The organism is Streptomyces sp. NPDC006208 (genome assembly GCF_040613775.1).
Classification (GTDB): domain Bacteria; phylum Actinomycetota; class Actinomycetes; order Streptomycetales; family Streptomycetaceae; genus Streptomyces.
The window spans coordinates 58,048-75,505 of sequence record NZ_JBEXSW010000023.1; the positions used below are offsets into that span (position 1 = coordinate 58,048).

The 17,458-nt window shown below is 71.7% G+C and carries 11 protein-coding genes and 1 pseudogene; 5 read left to right on the top strand and 7 right to left on the bottom strand.

The window, feature by feature from the left end:
- Nucleotides 1-108 precede the first annotated feature (108 nt).
- Complete coding sequence (locus ABZ208_RS20180) at nt 109-3,534, bottom strand: hypothetical protein (protein ID WP_356910827.1); 3,426 nt, start codon at nt 3,532-3,534, stop codon at nt 109-111.
- A gap of 124 nt (nt 3,535-3,658) precedes the next feature.
- On the opposite strand from ABZ208_RS20180, the gene ABZ208_RS20185 reads away from it, so the two are divergent.
- On the top strand, nt 3,659-4,405 hold the full coding sequence (locus tag ABZ208_RS20185; protein WP_356910828.1) for an N-acetyltransferase: 747 nt from the start codon (nt 3,659-3,661) through the stop codon (nt 4,403-4,405).
- A gap of 65 nt (nt 4,406-4,470) precedes the next feature.
- On the opposite strand, the gene ABZ208_RS20190 is transcribed toward ABZ208_RS20185, so the two are convergent.
- Both ABZ208_RS20190 and ABZ208_RS20195 read right to left on the bottom strand, forming a co-directional pair.
- Nucleotides 4,471-5,256, bottom strand: coding sequence for a hypothetical protein (locus ABZ208_RS20190; protein ID WP_356910829.1), 786 nt, complete (start codon nt 5,254-5,256; stop codon nt 4,471-4,473).
- 84 nt (nt 5,257-5,340) lie between these two features.
- Complete coding sequence (locus tag ABZ208_RS20195; RefSeq protein WP_356910830.1) at nt 5,341-6,147, bottom strand: DUF4352 domain-containing protein; 807 nt, start codon at nt 6,145-6,147, stop codon at nt 5,341-5,343.
- Between the two features lie 214 nt (nt 6,148-6,361).
- Between ABZ208_RS20195 and ABZ208_RS20200 the strand changes: the two genes are divergently transcribed.
- The 3 genes from ABZ208_RS20200 (at nt 6,362) to ABZ208_RS20210 (ending at nt 10,812) form a co-directional block, all read left to right on the top strand.
- Nucleotides 6,362-8,497, top strand: coding sequence for an N-6 DNA methylase (locus tag ABZ208_RS20200; protein ID WP_356910831.1), 2,136 nt, complete (start codon nt 6,362-6,364; stop codon nt 8,495-8,497).
- A 123-nt stretch (nt 8,498-8,620) separates the two neighbouring features.
- Nucleotides 8,621-9,289 (top strand): hypothetical protein, encoded by a 669-nt coding sequence (locus ABZ208_RS20205; protein ID WP_356910832.1) that lies wholly within the window; start codon nt 8,621-8,623, stop codon nt 9,287-9,289.
- A complete protein-coding gene (locus tag ABZ208_RS20210; protein WP_356910833.1) occupies nt 9,286-10,812 on the top strand; it encodes a protein kinase in 1,527 nt (508 codons plus the stop codon). The genes ABZ208_RS20205 and ABZ208_RS20210 overlap by 4 nt, the downstream gene beginning before the upstream one ends.
- A 34-nt stretch (nt 10,813-10,846) precedes the next feature.
- Here ABZ208_RS20210 and ABZ208_RS20215 read toward each other — a convergent pair whose 3' ends face one another.
- Entirely contained in the window at nt 10,847-11,770 is a 924-nt protein-coding gene (locus ABZ208_RS20215) for an SMP-30/gluconolactonase/LRE family protein (RefSeq protein ID WP_356910834.1), read from the bottom strand.
- Nucleotides 11,771-11,894: 124 nt separating this feature from the next.
- Between ABZ208_RS20215 and ABZ208_RS20220 the strand changes: the two genes are divergently transcribed.
- The gene (locus tag ABZ208_RS20220) at nt 11,895-12,335 is read left to right on the top strand and encodes an Lrp/AsnC family transcriptional regulator (RefSeq protein WP_356910835.1); all 441 of its coding nucleotides are present in this window, start codon (nt 11,895-11,897) and stop codon (nt 12,333-12,335) included.
- Nucleotides 12,336-12,523: 188 nt separating this feature from the next.
- On the opposite strand, the gene ABZ208_RS20225 is transcribed toward ABZ208_RS20220, so the two are convergent.
- From ABZ208_RS20225 to ABZ208_RS20235, 3 genes and pseudogenes are all read right to left on the bottom strand, one after another.
- Nucleotides 12,524-13,417, bottom strand: a complete 894-nt coding sequence (locus ABZ208_RS20225; protein ID WP_356910836.1) for a DUF4394 domain-containing protein — start codon at nt 13,415-13,417, stop codon at nt 12,524-12,526.
- A 228-nt stretch (nt 13,418-13,645) separates the two neighbouring features.
- On the bottom strand, nt 13,646-14,290 hold the full coding sequence (locus tag ABZ208_RS20230) for a DUF4328 domain-containing protein (protein WP_356910837.1): 645 nt from the start codon (nt 14,288-14,290) through the stop codon (nt 13,646-13,648).
- Between the two features lie 525 nt (nt 14,291-14,815).
- A pseudogene (locus tag ABZ208_RS20235) lies at nt 14,816-17,327 on the bottom strand (YfhO family protein).
- Nucleotides 17,328-17,458: the final 131 nt, after the last annotated feature.

Genomic DNA, 17,458 nt, shown 5'->3' on the forward strand with positions numbered 1-17,458 from the left:
CCCCGACGGCGTGTGCCCGGCCGACGCCTCTTGGCCGGCGGTACGTCCCCGGCTCCCGCCCGGCGTGCTCACACGTCCCCGGCCGATGCATCGGACCGCCGGACGCCGTCACTCGCGATGCGTCGTCTCTGCGTATGCCGCGTGCCGCACATCCATGTCCTCGTGCCGCCGCAACTGCCGCAGCAGTGTCCGCCACTCTTCGGGCCAGCCGAGCCGCGGGCCCAGCCTGGACACCAGGCCGAGCGCGAGGATGCCGGTGGCGACCGAGCCGTCCGCCGCGAGGCGCCGGGCCGCGGCCAGTGCGGTCTCCGGGTGCTCGGGCGCCCGCCCGTGGACGTACCCGCGTGTCGCGAGCTGCCTGCCCATGTCGGCGGCGAGGACCCGGCGTCCGTCGACCGCGTCCGCCAGAGCGCGAAGCCGTGCCATGAGCTCGGGGAGGTCCGCGTGGACGTCCACCAGCATGCGCAGGAGACCGGCACGGGCCTCCACAAGGGACGGATCGTCCGCCAGCTGCTGTGCCAGTGACTCCTTCACCCGGCGCCCGGAGGAGTCCTGGGGCGTGTCGGGCAGCCCGGTCACCAGATACAGCAGGCGCTGGCGGGCAGGCAGGTCCCGGTCGGCCAGCGCCTCGTAATCGCCGCGCCGCATCGCCGTGAGCAGCTCGGCCACCGTCGTGTGGAACAGGCTTCCCTCGGCGGCGCCGCCGACCGGGTGGGGGAGCCCGGAGGTGGCCAGCTCGACGAGGGCCCAGGAGGCCTGGCGCCAGTTGGTCCGCTCGTTCAGGTCGGTCACCGCACGGCCGAGGAGGGATGCCACCTCAGGTGCGTAACCGGACCACTTGGGCAAGGCGTTCAGAGCTGGGTACGTGACCTCAGGGTGAGCCGACCGGCAGGTGTCGCCGACCAGCCGGGCACAGCGGGGGCGGTGCGCCTCGGGGATCTCCCAGGGACTGATCCCCACGAATGCGTGCTGGACCTGCGGTGCGCCCTGCGGGGCCTCGGTGAGGACGTCCCACATCTCGGGCGCGCCCAGCAGTCCGGCGGCCACGGACACGATCGCCGCCTGGACGTCCGGGTGCTGCTCCGGTGCCCGGTAGGCGGCCGCGAGCAGTCCGGCGGCCTGCCGTACGGGCAGGAACCGGGCCGCGAGGCGGACCGCCTCCTTGCGGCTGGTCACCTTCACGCCCTGCGCAGAGCTCAGCAACCCACCGAGCCGCACGCCGAGTTCGGACGGCTGCGCGAAGCGGGCCACGCGGGTCGCCGCGTACACCGCCACCCGTGCGCGGTCGCCCCCGGCGTGGGCGAGCAGCACGGGCAGTGTCTCCTCGGGCAGGTCGGTCCACGGCAGTGCGCCCAGCGCGGCCTCGGCGATGACCACCTCCGGCGCCTCGGCGTGTTCGAGCGCCAGCCGTCGTCCGTGCACCGGCACCCGTGCCGCTTCCCGGAAGACGCGAGCCCGGTCGTACGCCGGGCGGGTCTCGTCCGCGACCGCCGCGGCGGCCAGCCGGATCGCCGCGTCCTGCTGGCGGGGCAGCCATCGGCCGGCGTCCCCGAGCAGGGGCAGCGGCCGGCGGCTGCCGGGCACCAGGAAGCGCCCGTACGGCGGTTCGTCGCCGAGCAGCACGTCCAGCAGATCCGTACGGCGCCGGGTCAGTACCTGCTGTACGGGGGCGAGGACCGCGGCCGACGGTTCGAGTTCGAGGATGCGCTCCGCCCGCTCGTCGCGGGTCGCCGGTGCGTCCAGCCAGAGGCCGGCCGCCGTCGAGAACGCGTGATGGGAGCCGTACGCCAGCGCGTCCTCCAGCATCCGCTGGAGCTCGGGCATCCGGCGGGCCCGGTGTCCGAGCGCGGCGGTCAGCGCGAACAGCAGCCGGTGGTCGGCCTTGTCGCACGCCGCCTCCAGCCAGGGGCGCAGGACCTCGAAGACCTGGTGCTCCTGGCCGCGGCGCAGCGTGCGGTGCAGCGGTCCGAAGTCGGTGACCCCGACATGCGCGGTGATGCGCTCCAGCGCACGCAACGCCCAGCCCAACAGGGCGGATTCACCCTTCGCGCCGACGCCCGCGTTGTCCGGGCCGGCGTCCGTGCCGCCCGCGGTCTCCGTGGCGCCCTCGACCAGCAGGCCGACGGCGAGACGGCGCAGCGCGTCCCTGGTGGCCGTCGAACTGTCCCTGGCCTCAAGGGCGTCGAGCAGAATGTGGTCGAGCGCCGCGACGTCCTGCGGCGCGAACAGTGCGGGGTGCAGGTCGGCGAGCGCGCCGAGTGCCGTGGAGCGTACCGGGTCCTGCTCGTTGCGCAGCCGCTGCATCAGGGTCAGCAGGTCCGCCATGGCGGACCGCTCGCCGCTGCGGCCGGTGCAGGCGACCAGCAGCGGCCACACCAGTGCGCGGTCGTCCGGGTCGGACCGTTTCAGAGCGGTGAGCAGCTCGGGCCTGGCCTCGTCCAGCGGGCCGTGCGCCAGTGTGTCCAGGACGTCGTGCCAGTCCCACCCCGCCGCGGGCCCCTTGGCCACCCAGTACCGGACCTCCGCCCAGCGCCGTTCGCGTGGCAGCAGCTTCAGTACGTCATCCGTCGGGTGGTGGTCGGCGATGCCGTCCATCGCCGCGTCGAAGAAGTCGCCGCGCCGGCTCGGAGGCATCGCCTTGAGCAGGTCGGTGAGGTGCTGCCGGTTCCTCCAGTGCCGGCCGAGCATGGGCAGCGACGGCGGGTCGGCCTGCACGAGCTTGCGCAGTACGCCGGGGGAGGGCAGGCGTTCATAGCGCTGCTGCTCCCGGTCCGGCGAGACGATCCAGCGCACGATGCGTTCCGCGTCGGCGGTGACCAGGAGGCCGAGTCGGTCCCACAGTTGCCACGGCAGGGCGGCCGGGCCGTGGCGCTCCAGCAGCGTGAGCACCCGCTCCGGCCGGGCCGCGGCGGCGACCGCGACGCCGGAGGCGTTCCGCTCCCACCAGTTGGCCCGCAGATGCTGTTGGCTCTGCTCGGCGAGTTCGCGTTCTGCGTGGTCGAGCAGCAGGTCGGGGTGGGTGCGGGCGAACCTGGTCCAGGAACCGAAGGCATGGGCGAGCTCGGGCAGCAGCGCAGCCACGAAGTCGGCGGAACAGGCCGCCAGCAGACGGGTCGCCTCCCCGTCGCCCCACTCCTCGCGCAGCCGAACCACCAGGCGTTCGGCGAGCGCGGTGCGGCGGCCGGCCAGCACGACGCCCGCGAGCCGGTTCCGGGTCGCCGCGGATGCACCGGCGTAGGCGGACTCGATCGCCTCGTCCGCGAGCGGCAGCGTCCGCGCGGCGCGCAGGGCGTATCCGCTGACGACACGGTCCGGATCGGTCAGCCGGGCGGCCAGGAAGCCGGCCTGTCCGCCGGCCAGCGCGGCAAGGGCCGCCAGCCTGCGCTCGTACGGCCCTCGGCGGTCCAGCTCCTCGAGCAGGGAGGTCAGTTCCGCGCCGGAGAGTGACTGTGCGGTGCGGGCCGTGTGGCGCAGACGCTCGGGGAACGGCAGTGGTTCGAGAGCGGCGAGCAGCTCACCGGCGGTTTGCGACATGGGGGTGATTGTGTCTCTCGTCCCGGGGATGGATCACATGATTTTCGCTCCGCCGGGACGGCAGTACCCGCTGGGACGGAAATACCCGCTGGGACGGCGGACGGCCGATGGCTAGCCTGCCGGGATGGATCTGACCATCACCACGCTCGCCGAGCGCCCCGAACTGCAGGACCCCATGTGGCAGATGATTGACACCTGGCCGGAGTTCGTGACCAACGATCCGGTCGGCTGGGCGTACATCGGGCGGATCGTCGCCGAGCTGCCCGAGTACGTGCTCGTCGCCACCGATCCCGAAGGGAGCGTCGTGGGGCGGGCGTTCAGTGTTCCGTTCCAGCAGGCGGCCGAGGGACGGGAGGCACTGCCGGACGGCGGCTGGGACCAGGTGATGCTGTGGGCGTTCTCCGACCTGCGGCACGGGCGCGCCCCGGACCTCGTGAGCGCGATCGAGATCACCGTGGCGGGGGACCGGCAGGGCCAGGGCATCTCCGGCCTGATGCTCGCCGCGATGCGCGACAACGTACGCCGTCTCGGCTTCTCGGAACTGATCGCACCGGTGCGCCCGAGTGCGAAGAGCGCCGAGGCGGACGCGCTGATCCATGAGTACGCGTACCGCACCCGTGAGGCGGACGGGCTGCCGCACGATCCGTGGCTGCGGGTGCACGTCCGGGCCGGCGGGGTGATCGAGAAGGTGGCGCCCGCCTCGATGACGGTCGCCGGATCGCTGGAGCAGTGGCGCCGGTGGACCGGACTGCCCTTCGCGGAGACCGGACCGGTCGAGGTGCCGGGTGCGCTGCTGCCGGTGCACTGCGATGCGGAGCGCGGGTACGCGGTGTATGTCGAGCCGAATGTGTGGGTGCGGCACCGGGTCTGAGCGGTGAGCGCACCCGTGAACGCGTGAAGGCCGCCCACCGGGCGGCCTTCACGCGTCAGATGCCCTCATTCCGGGAGCTCGAAGATGTCCTTGTCCGCGGGCTTCTTCGCCACGACCGGCTTGTTGAAGTCCGAGAAGGCGATGGTCCCCGGCTCTTCGCCGCCCTTCTGGTCGATCCTGAGCAGGTACGGCTTGCCTTCGGTGGCGACGTACATCGTGTAGGTCGCGTCGCCGTCGGCCTCGGTCAGCATCAGTGCCTTGCGGCCGTCGACGGTGGTCTGCCTGCCCCGGCGCGCTTCGGTGTCGTTCGCCTCGATGTCGCCCAACAGCTGGTCGAGGTCGCACAGTTCGAGTTCCTCGGCGGCCTCCTCGTCCGAGGCGTCGGTACGGACCCAGCGGCCCTTGAGCAGCTTCAGGGTTGCCTGCGCCTCGGCGGCGGGCTCACCCTTGAGCTCCTCCCGCAGGAAGGCCTCGTCGAAGCGGAGGTAGGCGGCCGGGCCGATCTTGATGAGCTCGGCAGTGCCCGTCGCGCCGACGGACAGCGTGCCCGCGCACTTCCCGTCCTTGCCGGTGGCCATGTAGGCCTTCAGCGGGCCGTCCTCGGTCGTGAAGTCCACGTCCAGCGTCAGCGACGAGGCCTCCTTGGTGGCCTGGACGGAGCGCTCGGCGATCTCCGGGCCGGACAGACCTGCGAACGGGCCGGCGGGCGCGGTCCGCTCGGCCCGGTCCTCGCCGATGACCGGGCCGCAGGCGGTCAGGGCGAGGACTGCGACGGAGCAGAGCGCCGTGGAGCGCGGTGCGGTGGAGCGGAGTGCGGCGGGCGGGCGGCGGCGCGGGCTGTCGTCACGCATCTCGGTCTCCAGGAACGAAAGGTGTGGGGGAGAGGGGGGTGCCCGCGGTGAGCGGGTCCGTGGCGGACGCTGGTCCGCCCGACGTCAGAGCTTCAGCTCCCAGACGGTCGCGTTGTACTCGAAGCCCGGGCTGACCTCGACGGTCAGGTTCTTGGCGTCGGCCGGGGCGTCGAAGGCCCAGTCCGCGGTGACCTTCTTGCCGGGCAGGATGGTGCCGTCGATCGGCGCGCTGAGCTTGCCGTCGAAGATCTGCTCGGCCTCGACACCGTCCTTGCCGGCGCGGGCGTCGGCGGTGACCAGGTTGGCGTCGAACTTCTCCTTGCCGGTGTTCTCGATGACGACGGTGACCTTGTAGGCCTTGTTGCCCTTGGTGTGGCCCACGGCGAACTCGTCCGGGGTGTACGGCTTGGCGGCGGACACGGTGACGGTCAGACCGTCGTCGTACTCGGCGCCGTCGCCGGCCTCCAGCGCCTTGCCGGTGACCTCCTCGCCCTCCTCCGCCTTCTCCAGGGGCTTGTCACCGCCCGGCTTCTTCGAGGCCGAGGAGCCGTTCGTGGCCTTGTTGATCTCGTCGACCGCCTCGTCCACGGCCTTGAAGGTGATCACCGCGCCGACCACCGAGAGGATCAGCGCCACCAGGCCGAGCACCGCGCCGGTGGTGGTCACTCCCTTGTTGGCGGCCTCGCCACGCTTGACCCGGCCCCGTCCGGAGAGGCCCAGGATCAGGGCGATCAGGCCGAGGATGCCCGCCAGCCAGAAGAAGAAGGGGATCAGGCCGGACAGGGTGCCGATGATGCCGAGCACCAGGGCGGCCGTGCCGAGGCCGTTGCGCAGGGGCTGCGCGGGCGCATGGCCGAACGGGGGCTGCTGCTGCTGCATGGACTGGGACATGGATGTCCTCCGGGACATGGAGATGTGGCCGGGGTTTGTGAAGACCCCGTGTAAGGACGAGTTAATAAGACCAGAGCTTGTGAACCGAGTCAACACTGTTTCAGGATGAGGATTCGGTCCACAATGTGAAAGGGTCTCTCGTCTGTGTGCTCGGTATGCTCGATGGCACAACAAGGGCGGGTACAACGGTCGTGACGGATGAGGGAGTTGGCCTGTGCCGAACAGTTCGAGCGAGGTGACCGCTGCTGGCATCGCCCGTCTGGCGGGGGTCGGACGTGCCGCGGTCAGCAACTGGCGACGTCGCCACGCCGACTTCCCCAAGCCCGTCGGCGGCTCCGAGACCAGTCCGTCCTTCGCTCTCGCCGAGGTCGAGCAGTGGCTGCGCGACCAGGGGAAACTTGCCGAAGTTCCGCTCCGTGAACGGGTGTGGCAGCAGCTCGCCTCCCACCCCGCAGGCGCCGTCACCGCACTGGTCCATGCCGGCTGCACCCTGCTGCTCGTACGCGACCGGCCCACCGTCTGGCTGGAGGCGGCCGCCGTCTCCGACGAGCGGCTCGCCCAACTGCTGCCTGCCGCCCTCGACGCGGTGCTCCGTCGGCGCCTCGGCACGTCCGCCGCGTCTGTGAACACCTCCGCCGCCGGTGCCTTTGCCCCACGAGGGGACACCTCGGCCGGTCCGGTCGCAGCTGTGAACACCCCCGGCGCCGCCGCGCTGCTCCCCTCGGTCCCGCTGCTGCGCGGCGTCGCCGAACTCTCCGCCGAGCTCGGTGCCGCTCAGGCCTTCGAGTTTCTCGTCGGCCGCCAACTCGACGCCAACCCCCGCCAGTACACGCTGACTCCACCCGGCCCCGCCGCCCTGATGGCCGCGCTCGCGGGCCCCGCCCGTACCGTGCTCGACCCCGCGTCCGGCACCGGAGCCCTGCTGCGCGCCGTCGACCGCCCCGAAGCGCTGTACGCCCAGGAGGCCGACCCCGAGCTGGCCGCGGTCACCGCTCTGCGCCTCGCCCTGCACACGGACGCCGAGGTACGGGCAGGATGCGGCGACGCCCTGCGTGCCGACGCCTTCCCGCAGCTGGCCGCCGACGCGGTGCTGTGCCACCCGCCGTTCAACGAACGCAACTGGGGCCATGACGAACTCGCCTACGACCCGCGCTGGGAGTACGGCTTCCCCGCCCGTACCGAGTCCGAGCTGGCCTGGGTCCAGCACGCCCTTGCCCGGCTGCGCCCCGGCGGCACCGCCGTCCTGCTGATGCCGCCCGCCGCCGCCTCCCGCCGCTCGGGCCGCCGCATCCGGGCCGGACTGCTGCGCCGCGGCGCGCTGCGGGCCGTCGTCGCCCTGCCCCCCGGCGCCGCACCGCCGTACGGCATCCCCCTGCACCTGTGGGTGCTGCGCAAGCCCGATGCCGGGCAGCCGCCCGCGCCCGAGGTGCTGCTCGTCGACACCACCGAGCTGGCCGGGGCGGGCGGGGGCGGCCGTGACCGGCTCGACTGGCAGGCCGTGCAGAACGCGGTGCTGGAGGCCTGGCCGCCGTTCGACCGGCAGGGCACGGCCGAGGAACAGCCCGGCGTCAGCCGCTCGGTCCCCGTCATCGAACTCCTCGACGACGACGTGGATCTGGCCCCCGCCCGGCATCTGCCGCCGGCCGCCGGCGGCGGGGCGGAGGAGCTGGCCCGGGTACGGGAGCGGCTGACCGACACCCTGCGGCTGACCGGCGAGCTCACCCCGCAGGCCGCTCGGTGCGCGGAGCCCGCGCACTGGCCCGCCACCACCGTCGGCGAGCTGGCCCGCGCGGGCGCGCTGGTGCTCAGTGCCGGAGCCGCGTCCACGGCCCTCACCCCGGCCCCGTCCGCTCCGAGCGAGGGCCAGGCCGTCCCTGTGCTCACCGAGCAGGACGTGCTCGCCGGGACCGCCCCCTCGGGCCTGCTCGCCGGGAGCACCGACGAGGAGCCGCCGGTGCGGGTCGAGGAGGGCGATGTCGTGGTGCCCGTACTCGGCGGCGGATCCGTCGTCCGTGTCGTCGACCGGGCCACCGCGGGTGCCGCCCTCGGCCGCAACCTCCAGCTCCTGCACCCCGACCCGGACGCGCTCGACCCGTGGTTCCTGGCCGGTTTCCTGCGCGGCACCGCCAACACCCGGCAGGCCAGCAGTTATGCCTCCACCGCCACCCGGCTGGACGTCCGCCGGCTCCAGCTGCCCCGGATGCCGCTCGCGGACCAGCAGCGTTACGGGGAACGCTTCCGTACCCTGGCCGCCTTCGAGGACGCGCTGCGTCTGGCCGGCCGGCTCGGTGAGCAACTCGTCCAAGGACTGTACGACGGGCTGACCGACGGCACCGTGCTCCCGGAGTGACGCAGTCCACGCCCGCGGAGTGACGCATCGGACACCGAGTCCGTACAACCGGGGACCCCTTGTCCTTGTCGGTGTATACGCTCAGTCCCCTACGCCTCGTCCCCAGGCCCGTCAGGAGCAGAAATGCACGGCCACGGCTATGTGCCGCCGCAGCCCCCGCGTCCGTCGACCGGTGTGCTGGTCGCCCTGCGCGCGCTCTTCGTGGCGCTGGCACTGCTCAGTTGCGGCCTGCTGTCATGGGCGACGATGCTGCGGATCGCGATCATGCGGCGCCGCCGGCTGGACTGGGTGCTGTTCTGGGTGAGCCTCGGCCTGGTGATCACGATCATGGTGGTCCTCGGCGAGTACGGCTCCGACTCGGAACTGGCCGCGACCGAGAACGACGACCTGCGGCCGATCGACGTCGTCTTCGTCATCGTGCTGTTCGGTATGGCGATCGGGATTCCGACCCACTACCTGGTCGCGGACATCCGCCACTACCAGGAGCCTGCCCCGGGCTGGAGGCCGCCGCAGGCGGGCTCGCCGTACGCGGCGGTCACCAATCCCTCGGCGCCGTACGGCACACCGCAGCGGCCGGCGGGATACGGCTACCCGCCCGTGCCGCCCCAGGCGCAGCCCCAGCCCATGCCTCGGTCCGCACCCACGCCTCCGCCCACGCCTGCTCCCACTTCCGCGCCCACCCCTCCGCCCGCACCCCCGCAGCGTGACAACCGTCCCCGCATCGACCAGGTCCGCGCCGAGCTCGACGAGCTGAGCGACTACCTCCGCAGGGAACAGGACGGCGGGCGGTGAACGGACGCGTCATCGCGAGCCGTTACGAGCTCGCCGGCCTCATCGGGCAGGGCGGCATGGGCCAGGTCTGGACGGCGTACGACGGGCGGCTCGACCGCCGGGTCGCCGTCAAGCTGCTGCGCCCCGACCTCATGGCCGCCGCCACCGCCGCCGACGAGATGCGCCGCCGGTTCGTGCGCGAATGCCGGGTGACCGCCCAGGTCACCCACCCGGGCCTGGTCACCGTCCATGACGCGGGCAACGACGGCGACGACCTGTTCCTGGTGATGCAGTACGTCGAAGGTGCGGACCTCGCCGACCATCTCGCGGAGCACGATCCGTACCCGTGGCAGTGGGCCGCTTCGGTCGCCGCCCAGCTGTGCGCGGTCCTCGGCGCCGTGCACGCGGTGCCGATCGTCCACCGCGACCTCAAGCCCCGCAACGTGATGGTGAAGCCGGACGGCACGGTCACCGTCCTCGACCTCGGCGTCGCCTCCGTCATCGACACGGACACCACCCGGCTCACCCACACCGGATCGCCCATCGGCAGCCCCGCGTACATGGCCCCCGAGCAGGCGATGGGCGGCGCGGTCGGCCCGTACACCGACCTGTACGCGCTCGGCGTGCTGTTGCACGAACTCCTCAGCGGCAACGTGCCGTTCGCGGGTTCCACCGCGCTCGGCGTACTGCACCGCCATCTGTACGAACCCCCGCTGCCCGTGCGCCAGCTGCGCCCCGACATACCCGAAGCCCTCGAAGCGCTGGTGCTGCGCCTGCTCGCCAAGGACCCGCAGCACCGCCCCTCCGGTGCGCAGGAGGTGTACGAGGCGCTGGTCCCGCTGCTGCCCGCGCGCGGCACGCCCCAGGGCCCGCTCGACCCGACCCGCCCGTTCCTGCGCCCGCACGCCCCTTGGCCGGACCGGGTGAGCACCCCGCCGCCCCCGGTCGCCCCGCCCGCACCGACCGCGCCCCGCCCCGATGTGGCGGCCGCGGTCGACGAGGTCAAGCGGCTGCTCGGCGAGGGCAGCATCACCCAGGCCGTGGACATCCTCGGCAACATCCTCCCGGCCGCGGCCGCCGAACACGGCGAGCACTCACCGGTGGTGCGGATCCTGCGCAAGCAGTACGCGACGACGCTGATGGACGACGGCCAGTACCGCCGCGCCCTGCCGGAACTGCGCCGCCTCGCCGACGACCGCACGGCGGAGGCCGGCCCGGCGGACCCGCAGTCCCTGCAGTACCGCTACGACGCCGCCCAGTGCCTGGAACAGCTCGGCCAGCCGGCCGCAGCGCTCGCCGAGTACCGCGCGGTGCTGCCCCACTACGAGGTGCAGCAGAAGTCGGGCGGCACGGACGCGGGCCGGGCCTTCGACGTCCGCCACCGCATCGGCCATCTGCTGCTCGCGGTCGGCGACCACACGGCGGCCCAGCACCAGTTCCGTTCCCTGCTGTACGACGCGGAGCGCGCGTACGGTCCGTACCACCAGCTCCCTGTGGAACTGCGCCGCGCGCTGGAGCGGCAGCAGCAGTTCCGGGCACGCTGACCGGTCCGGGGCGGCCTCAGGGCAAGGGCGGGAATCAAAGGGCCATCGGTGCCGCCGTGACCCCCATGACCAGGGAGTAGAGCGTGTCGTTCGCCGTGATGAAGAGACGGTTCCTCTTCGGGCCGCCGAAGCGGATGTTGGAGACCGTGTTGGGCACCAGGATGCGGCCGAGCAGGGTCCCGTCCGGGGCGTAGCAGTGCACTCCGTCGTCCATGGCCGCGGCCCAGAGATGGCCGGCGTCGTCGAAGCGGAGGTTGTCGAAACGGGCGGCTTTACGGGCCTTGGCCTCGGCGAAGATCTCGCCCTTTGACAGCGTGCCGTCATCGCGTACGTCGAAGACCCGGATGAAGCCTGCCCGGGTGTCGGAGACGAACAGTTGCCGCTCGTCGGCCGAGAAGACCAGGCCGTTCGGGGCGCCGAAGCAGTCGGCCACCAGGTGCACCGAGCCGCTGTCCGGGTCGATCCGGTAGACGTTGTTGGAGCCGATCTCGCTCTCGGCGCGGTGGCCCTCGTAGTCGCTGGTGATGCCGAAGTCCGGGTCGGAGAACCAGATCGATCCGTCGGACTTCACCGTGGCGTCGTTCGGGCTGTTGAGCCGCTTGCCCTGCCAGCGGTCGGCCAGCACCGTGAGCGTGCCGTCGTGCTCGGTGCGGGTCACCCGGCGGTTGCCCTGTTCGCAGGTGATCAGGCGGCCCTCGCGGTCGAGGGTGTTGCCGTTGGTGTGTCCGGCGGCGCGGCGGAAGACACTGACCGCGCCCGTCTCCTCGTCCCAGCGCAGCATCCGGTCGTTGGGGATGTCGCTCCAGATCAGCTGGCGCCAGGCCGGTATGTACAGCGGTCCCTCCGCCCAGCGGGAGCCCACGTGCAGCGTCTCCAGTTGCAGATCACCCGCGGCGCACTTCTCCGTACGGAACCTGTCGTCGAACACTTCGTACAGCGCGGGGCGGCCGGTGGCCATGTCCGTTCTCCCTCAGTCGTTCCGAGTTTCAAGAGCTGAATCGCATCCTGCTGATGTCGAGTATTACAGGATGACATATGGTCAGTGCACCCCATTGCATGAAACTGGTTCGGAGGAGGCCGTCATGGATGAAGTGGACCGGAAGCTGCTGACCCTGCTGCAGGAGGACGCCACACAGGCATACGCCGCCCTGGGCAAGGCCGTTGGGCTCTCCGCGGGCGCGGCCCATGAGCGGGTGCGCAAGCTGCGGGAGTCGGGGGTGATCCGCCGCACGGCGGTCGAGGTGGACCCCGCCGCGGTCGGCGGCGCGGTGCTGGCCTTCGTCATGGTCGACTCGTCCGCCTGGATGGGCGACTCCGGCGAACACTTCGCCGCGATCCCCGAGCTGCAGGAAGCCCACATCATCGCGGGCAGCGCATCGGTCCTGGTCAAGGTCAGGACGGGGACGACCGAGCAACTCCAGGACGTACTGCGGAGGTTGTACGCGATCGAGGGCGTCAGCGGCACTCAGGCGACGGTGGCCCTGGAGACGTTCTTCGAGAGGCCGGTGTCGACGGGAGCCTGAAGCACCTGTGCCCAGGAATGAGCAACTCTGCGTTCACGGCAGACAGGAGCCGCAGCCGGGCTGCGAACGCGACCCCGGCCGGGGGTGCCCATCCCTTGCCAGGGGCGCCCGCCCGGCCGTGCTGTGCTGTGCTGTGCCGGAGCGTGCGCTCCGGCACAGCGGCCGAGCCTTGCGACGGGACCATGTGGTCAGCGCTGGTTCAGGGGCAGCGTGACATCGAGGATCTTGCGCTGGTTCAGGGGCAGGGCGACGTCGACGACCTGCCGGTCGGACGGGAAGGTTCCCAGGTTGGTGGCGACGCCGTCCAGGATGTCGACCCTGTAGAAGCCGTACGAGCCGTTGGACCGCAGGGCGGCGTAGCCCTGGTTGGCACCGGACTTGGGCCAGTAGTAGATGTCGAAGCCTGCGGAGGGGCCCACGTCGAGCCCGAGGTTGCCGGTCGGGGCGAGGGTGCCCGCGTTCGCCGGGGACTGGATCGCGACCCGGTCGTTGTTGGTGTCGATGTCGAACAGCGTGGTCGCCGTCGCCGGATTCAGGTCGTTGTTGGTGTAGGCCGCGCCGGTCACCCCGAGCGCCGTCGAGGGCGGCACGGTCGCGTTGGTCAGTGTTCCGTCGTTGGTGGTGACCAGCGGTGCCGAGGGATCGTCGATGTTGTGGCGGAGGTTCTGCCCGGTGTCGCTGATGATCCGGAGCCGGTTCGCCGCCGGGTTGAAGTCCACCCCGAACAGCGCGCCGGACAGGGGGATCGTGAGCTGGGAGACCTTCGTCGCCTGGGCGGTGCTCGTGTTCAGGGTGTAGATGCCGCCCAGGTCGCCGACCCCGTACAGTCGGCCGTCCTGTACCCGGTAGTCGATTCCTACCAGAGCGGTGTCCGGTGTCAGTCCGCTCACAGCGCCGATCGGGCGGACGTCACGGGGGCGATTGACGGGGAACTGCACCAGTCGTTGGTCACTGGTCAGCCCAGTCACCTTCAACCCGCCCCGGCTCGGTCCGTCATCCCTGTGGGCCGTGTCGGCTGCACTCGCCGGCGCAGCCGTGGACACTGCGGCCGCAAGGGCGAGCGCGATTACTGCTGCACGCATGAAATCTCCGAGATCGCTTCGGACGCCCCATCCGATGAGGCGTCAACAAGCCGACGATAAGCATGCAAATTGCCGCATAGCGTGATGACGGGACCCAGAAGGCGTCGGCCGGTGCCCCGATCGAGGGAATGGCGGACGGCAGCGTCCGAAGACGCCAGTGACGACCCGCCCGCCCACGTCGCGCGCGGACACGGGCGGGTCGTCACCCCTGCACGTCACGGTCAGAGTTCAGGCGACGACAACCGCCGGCTCCGGGCCGCGCAGCGCCTTGGTGTGCTGCATCTGCGTGAGCTTGTGGACGAAGAGGGCGGCGAGGACGGCCGCGGCGATTTCCACCGAGCACGCGACGATGAGCAGGTCAAAGGCCGCACTCACCTCGGGAAGAGTCTCGGCCGTATCGATACGGAAGTTGGCGAGCTTGGTGAAGAACCAGCTGGCGAGAAGTGCCGTCCACCACAGATTGACGGGATTGAAGGGAGGCTCGGCGCCGATGTACGGGTCCTTGCGGCTCGCTCTCCACACCTCCGCCGCGATCCCGAACGGGATGAACAGGTTCCCGATGGGGATGAACCAGCCGCCGACCGCCCAGCCGCGCCCCCGGGTGAGCAGATCCGGAGCGAAGACCTGGGCGTTGCCCCGCACCCGGTAGAACCACACGATGAAGACGACGATCGTCGCCAGGTACACCAGCCTCGTCAGCCCGTCCACGACGTTCACCCACCGTTCGATCCGCTCGATGCGTTCGACGGAGTACCCGCTGAGGCCCTGGGAGGTGTCGAGCGCCTGCCCGAGGTTGAAGACGACCGCAACAGCGACGACGTCGAAGACGAGGATGACGCAGAGCAGCGTCACGACGGCGCGTCCGAGTCCCACCGGGGACCGCAGTACCGCAATCGGTCCTGAGATCGGCATCGCGGGACCGGCCGGAGGCGGAGCGGCGTTCGCAGCGGCCACCATGCAGCCGTCACAGAGACCTTCGCCGGTCGTGGCCGGATGCATCCCGCATGTGGCGCAGAGCATGACTGAGAACCCCCACAGATGATCAAGAGAGCGGCCTCCCCTCCCCAGGGACGGCCGTGAGGCGGAACATATGTCGCTGGTACGCCCCCGGTCCAGCTCGATTCCCCAGCTCATCCGCCGTCCGGCTGCGGGACTGAGCACCGGCCGCCAGGATGCGGGTCCGCGCAGAAGATGACGCGCACTCATTCGGAGGCATCGCCCACGCCGTCGTCCGTTTTCAGCCCTTCTTGTGGCTTCAGTGATCCTCGGTCCGCCGTCATTCCTCCTTCGTCGGGGCGCGACCCCTACGCGGCCCTTCTTCGTACTTCCTCGCACGGTGACGGCGTTGAGCTCGTGGGGGCCGCCCGGGAGCCGGTCCCGCAGCGCCGGCCGACTCCGTCAGGCCGCAGCGACCACGTCCGAGACCGGGGACGGCCGGGTCTCCTCCGGCCTGTGACGCCGGGTCAGCAGGGTCGGCACCAGCAGCGCCAGCAGACCCGCCGCCCCCATCGCCGAGCCGGCCGTGAGACCCGGTGTGCGGAACGAGCAGGCGATGCGTGTACGCGAGCCGTCCAAGGGCACAGCGACCAGGCCGAGGTACGACCCGGCGGGGCGGCCGTCGCAGCTCCAGCCCTCGATCGCGGGCATGGCGAAGACGGCCGTCCCCTTGGTGCCGGGCGGCAGCTGTGCGCTGACGCCGCTGCCCAGGACCTCGACGGACACCGCGCCGGACGCCTTGAGCCCGGCCACGGCGGCGTTCAGCCGCCCCGTGTCCAGGCATTCGACCGTCGCGCGGGGCGGCGCGCCCCCGTCGTACGAGACACGCGCGCCCGGGGTGGTCACCGTGCCCAGCGGGGTGAGCGCGGCGCGCCGCTTCGGCTGTCCGCCGCGCAGCTTCACGCCCGCGCGGCTGCCGAGCCGCGCCGTGCCGGTGAAGTCGGGTGCCCACAGGTAGACCTCGGTGCCGACCGGGCACGTGCCCCGGACCGCCGGGGTGTAGACGTCCGCGCCGAGGAGCAGCTCCTGGTTGCGGAACGGCGAGCGGCCGTAGGCGGGCGAAGGCCCGGGCGGACGTACCGTGACCAGAGGGGGGACGGAGGTCCGTTCGGCCACCGGCTCCTGACCGAGGGGAGCTTGCACCCGCGCGCCGATCGAGAAGATCGCGTCGGTGACCGGGTTGTCCAGCGACTGCAGATTGCGGCCGTTGGAGGTCCATCCCGTGCCCAGCGCCGCCATCGTGCGGGTGAGCACGGCGGGTGTGTGGCTGCTGTAGTACGAGGCTCCCTGACCTCCGATCAGCATCGGGTCGTTGCCGGCGATCTGCAGCCGGCCGGTGTCGGTGCGGTACGCGGGCCACCCGTCGGCCGCGGCGACGGCAGCCGCGCGCTCGGTGTGCGCCTCGCCCCATGGCGGGTAGTCGTCGAACCGGCCGAGGCGGATGCGGTCGGCGTACGCGGTCGTTGCCGCGGCCTGGCCGACGAGCGCGCCGGTGAGCAGGAAGGCCGCGGCAGCCACGTGCCGGCCGCGCCGGGCGGATGTCGCCTTGCCGGCCAGGAGCTGCCCGTGCCGGGCGAGCACCAGCCCGCCCACGACGGCCGCGAGGCCGATGCCGAACAGCGGCAGCGCAAAGACCGTGGCCGGATGGCCGCCGGCGCCCGCGAGTGCGATCGCCGTGACGACCGCACCGCCGGCGAGCAGGGCGCGCCGGTCCGGCCAGCCCTCGGACAGACACATCCAGGCGGTGATCACCACGATGCCGACAAGGACGAACGTCTGCCGGTAGGGGCTGCCGTTGGGTGTGGCGAAGACATGCCACACCAGATGCGTGGGCCCCCACTGCAGGGACAGGGTGACCAGGACCGTCAGCCCGGTCCACAGCCACCGCACCCGACCCGGCACCGCCCGGTTGAAGGCGAGCGCACAGGCCAGCAGAAGCGTTGCGCCACCGATGAAGAGGGCAGGAGTGGCGAAGGTGTACGTCGCCGGCAGCGTGCGCGCGAACACATCCGTCCAGCTCACGGGTGTGAACTGCTTGGTCCACCCGGGGTGGGCCAGCTTCGACCCGAGGTACACCGGCAGCAGCAGGGGTGCGGCCAGGGCGACCCCCACCAGTACGGTCCGGGCGGCGCGCACCAGGACGCCAAGACGTTCCCGTGCCGGCGAGGGCTCCCGCAGCAGCGACACGGCCAGCACCAGGGCCGCGCCGAGGGTCGCCATGTACGCGGTGTAGAAGTTGCCGATCCAGGCCATGGCGACGATCGCGGGCCCCAGCAGCGGCCGCCGTCCGGCCCGCGCCCACTCACCGGCCAGGCACAGCAGCGGGAAGGCGATCAGCCCGTCCAGCCACATCACGTTGTAGGAGGCCTCCAGGACCGACCAGCCGCACAGCGCGTACGAGGCGCCGAGCACGCCCGCCATCCACCGGCGGCCCCTGCCCTTGTGCAGCGCGGTGAGCAGCCAGGTCATGGCGGCCGCGGCGGCGGCCGTCTTCAGCAGCATCAGCACGTACACGGCCAGGTCGATCCGGTCCCGTGGGAAGACCCCGACCAGCACGGCGAACGGGCTCGACACATACGTCCCGAGGTCCGGCAGAAAGCTTGTTCCGAAGCCGGACTGCCAGTTGACGAGAAGTCCGCCGTCCGCGCGCCCGTGCAGCAGATCCCACAGGTGCGCATGGAACGGGATGAACTGGTTGCCGAGGTCGTTCACACTGCGGTTGCGCGGCCCGAACGGAAAGACGCGGGCGACGGCGTCGCCCGCGCACACGGTCGCGAGGGTGATCAGCGCGGCGACGCCGGCGGCACGGCTGCGTGCGGGAGGCATATCGACATGATGCGTTAAATGTGACAGGAGGGATTGTCAAAGCCCCCGGTGCGCCTTCCCGTTCATGAAATGGTCGCCTACTCGTCATCGAACGGGCCGTGACCCCTCCGGGCCGCGCATCGCGCCGGGGTGCTGCCCCGGCGTGGTCAGGGCGCGCTGCCGGCCGCCGGTGTGGCCCTGGTGAGCGGTGAGGGGCGATCCGGGATATGTCACTCTTCT

Bases quoted from the DNA above. Each gene is read 5' to 3' on its own strand.
- ABZ208_RS20180 (WP_356910827.1), bottom strand. From the start codon at position 3,534: ATGTCGCAAACCGCCGGTGAGCTGCTCGCCGCTCTCGAACCACTGCCG.
- ABZ208_RS20185 (WP_356910828.1), top strand. From the start codon at position 3,659: ATGGATCTGACCATCACCACGCTCGCCGAGCGCCCCGAACTGCAGGAC.
- ABZ208_RS20190 (WP_356910829.1), bottom strand. From the start codon at position 5,256: ATGCGTGACGACAGCCCGCGCCGCCGCCCGCCCGCCGCACTCCGCTCC.
- ABZ208_RS20195 (WP_356910830.1), bottom strand. From the start codon at position 6,147: ATGTCCCAGTCCATGCAGCAGCAGCAGCCCCCGTTCGGCCATGCGCCC.
- ABZ208_RS20205 (WP_356910832.1), top strand. From the start codon at position 8,621: ATGCACGGCCACGGCTATGTGCCGCCGCAGCCCCCGCGTCCGTCGACC.
- ABZ208_RS20215 (WP_356910834.1), bottom strand. From the start codon at position 11,770: ATGGCCACCGGCCGCCCCGCGCTGTACGAAGTGTTCGACGACAGGTTC.
- ABZ208_RS20220 (WP_356910835.1), top strand. From the start codon at position 11,895: ATGGATGAAGTGGACCGGAAGCTGCTGACCCTGCTGCAGGAGGACGCC.
- ABZ208_RS20225 (WP_356910836.1), bottom strand. From the start codon at position 13,417: ATGCGTGCAGCAGTAATCGCGCTCGCCCTTGCGGCCGCAGTGTCCACG.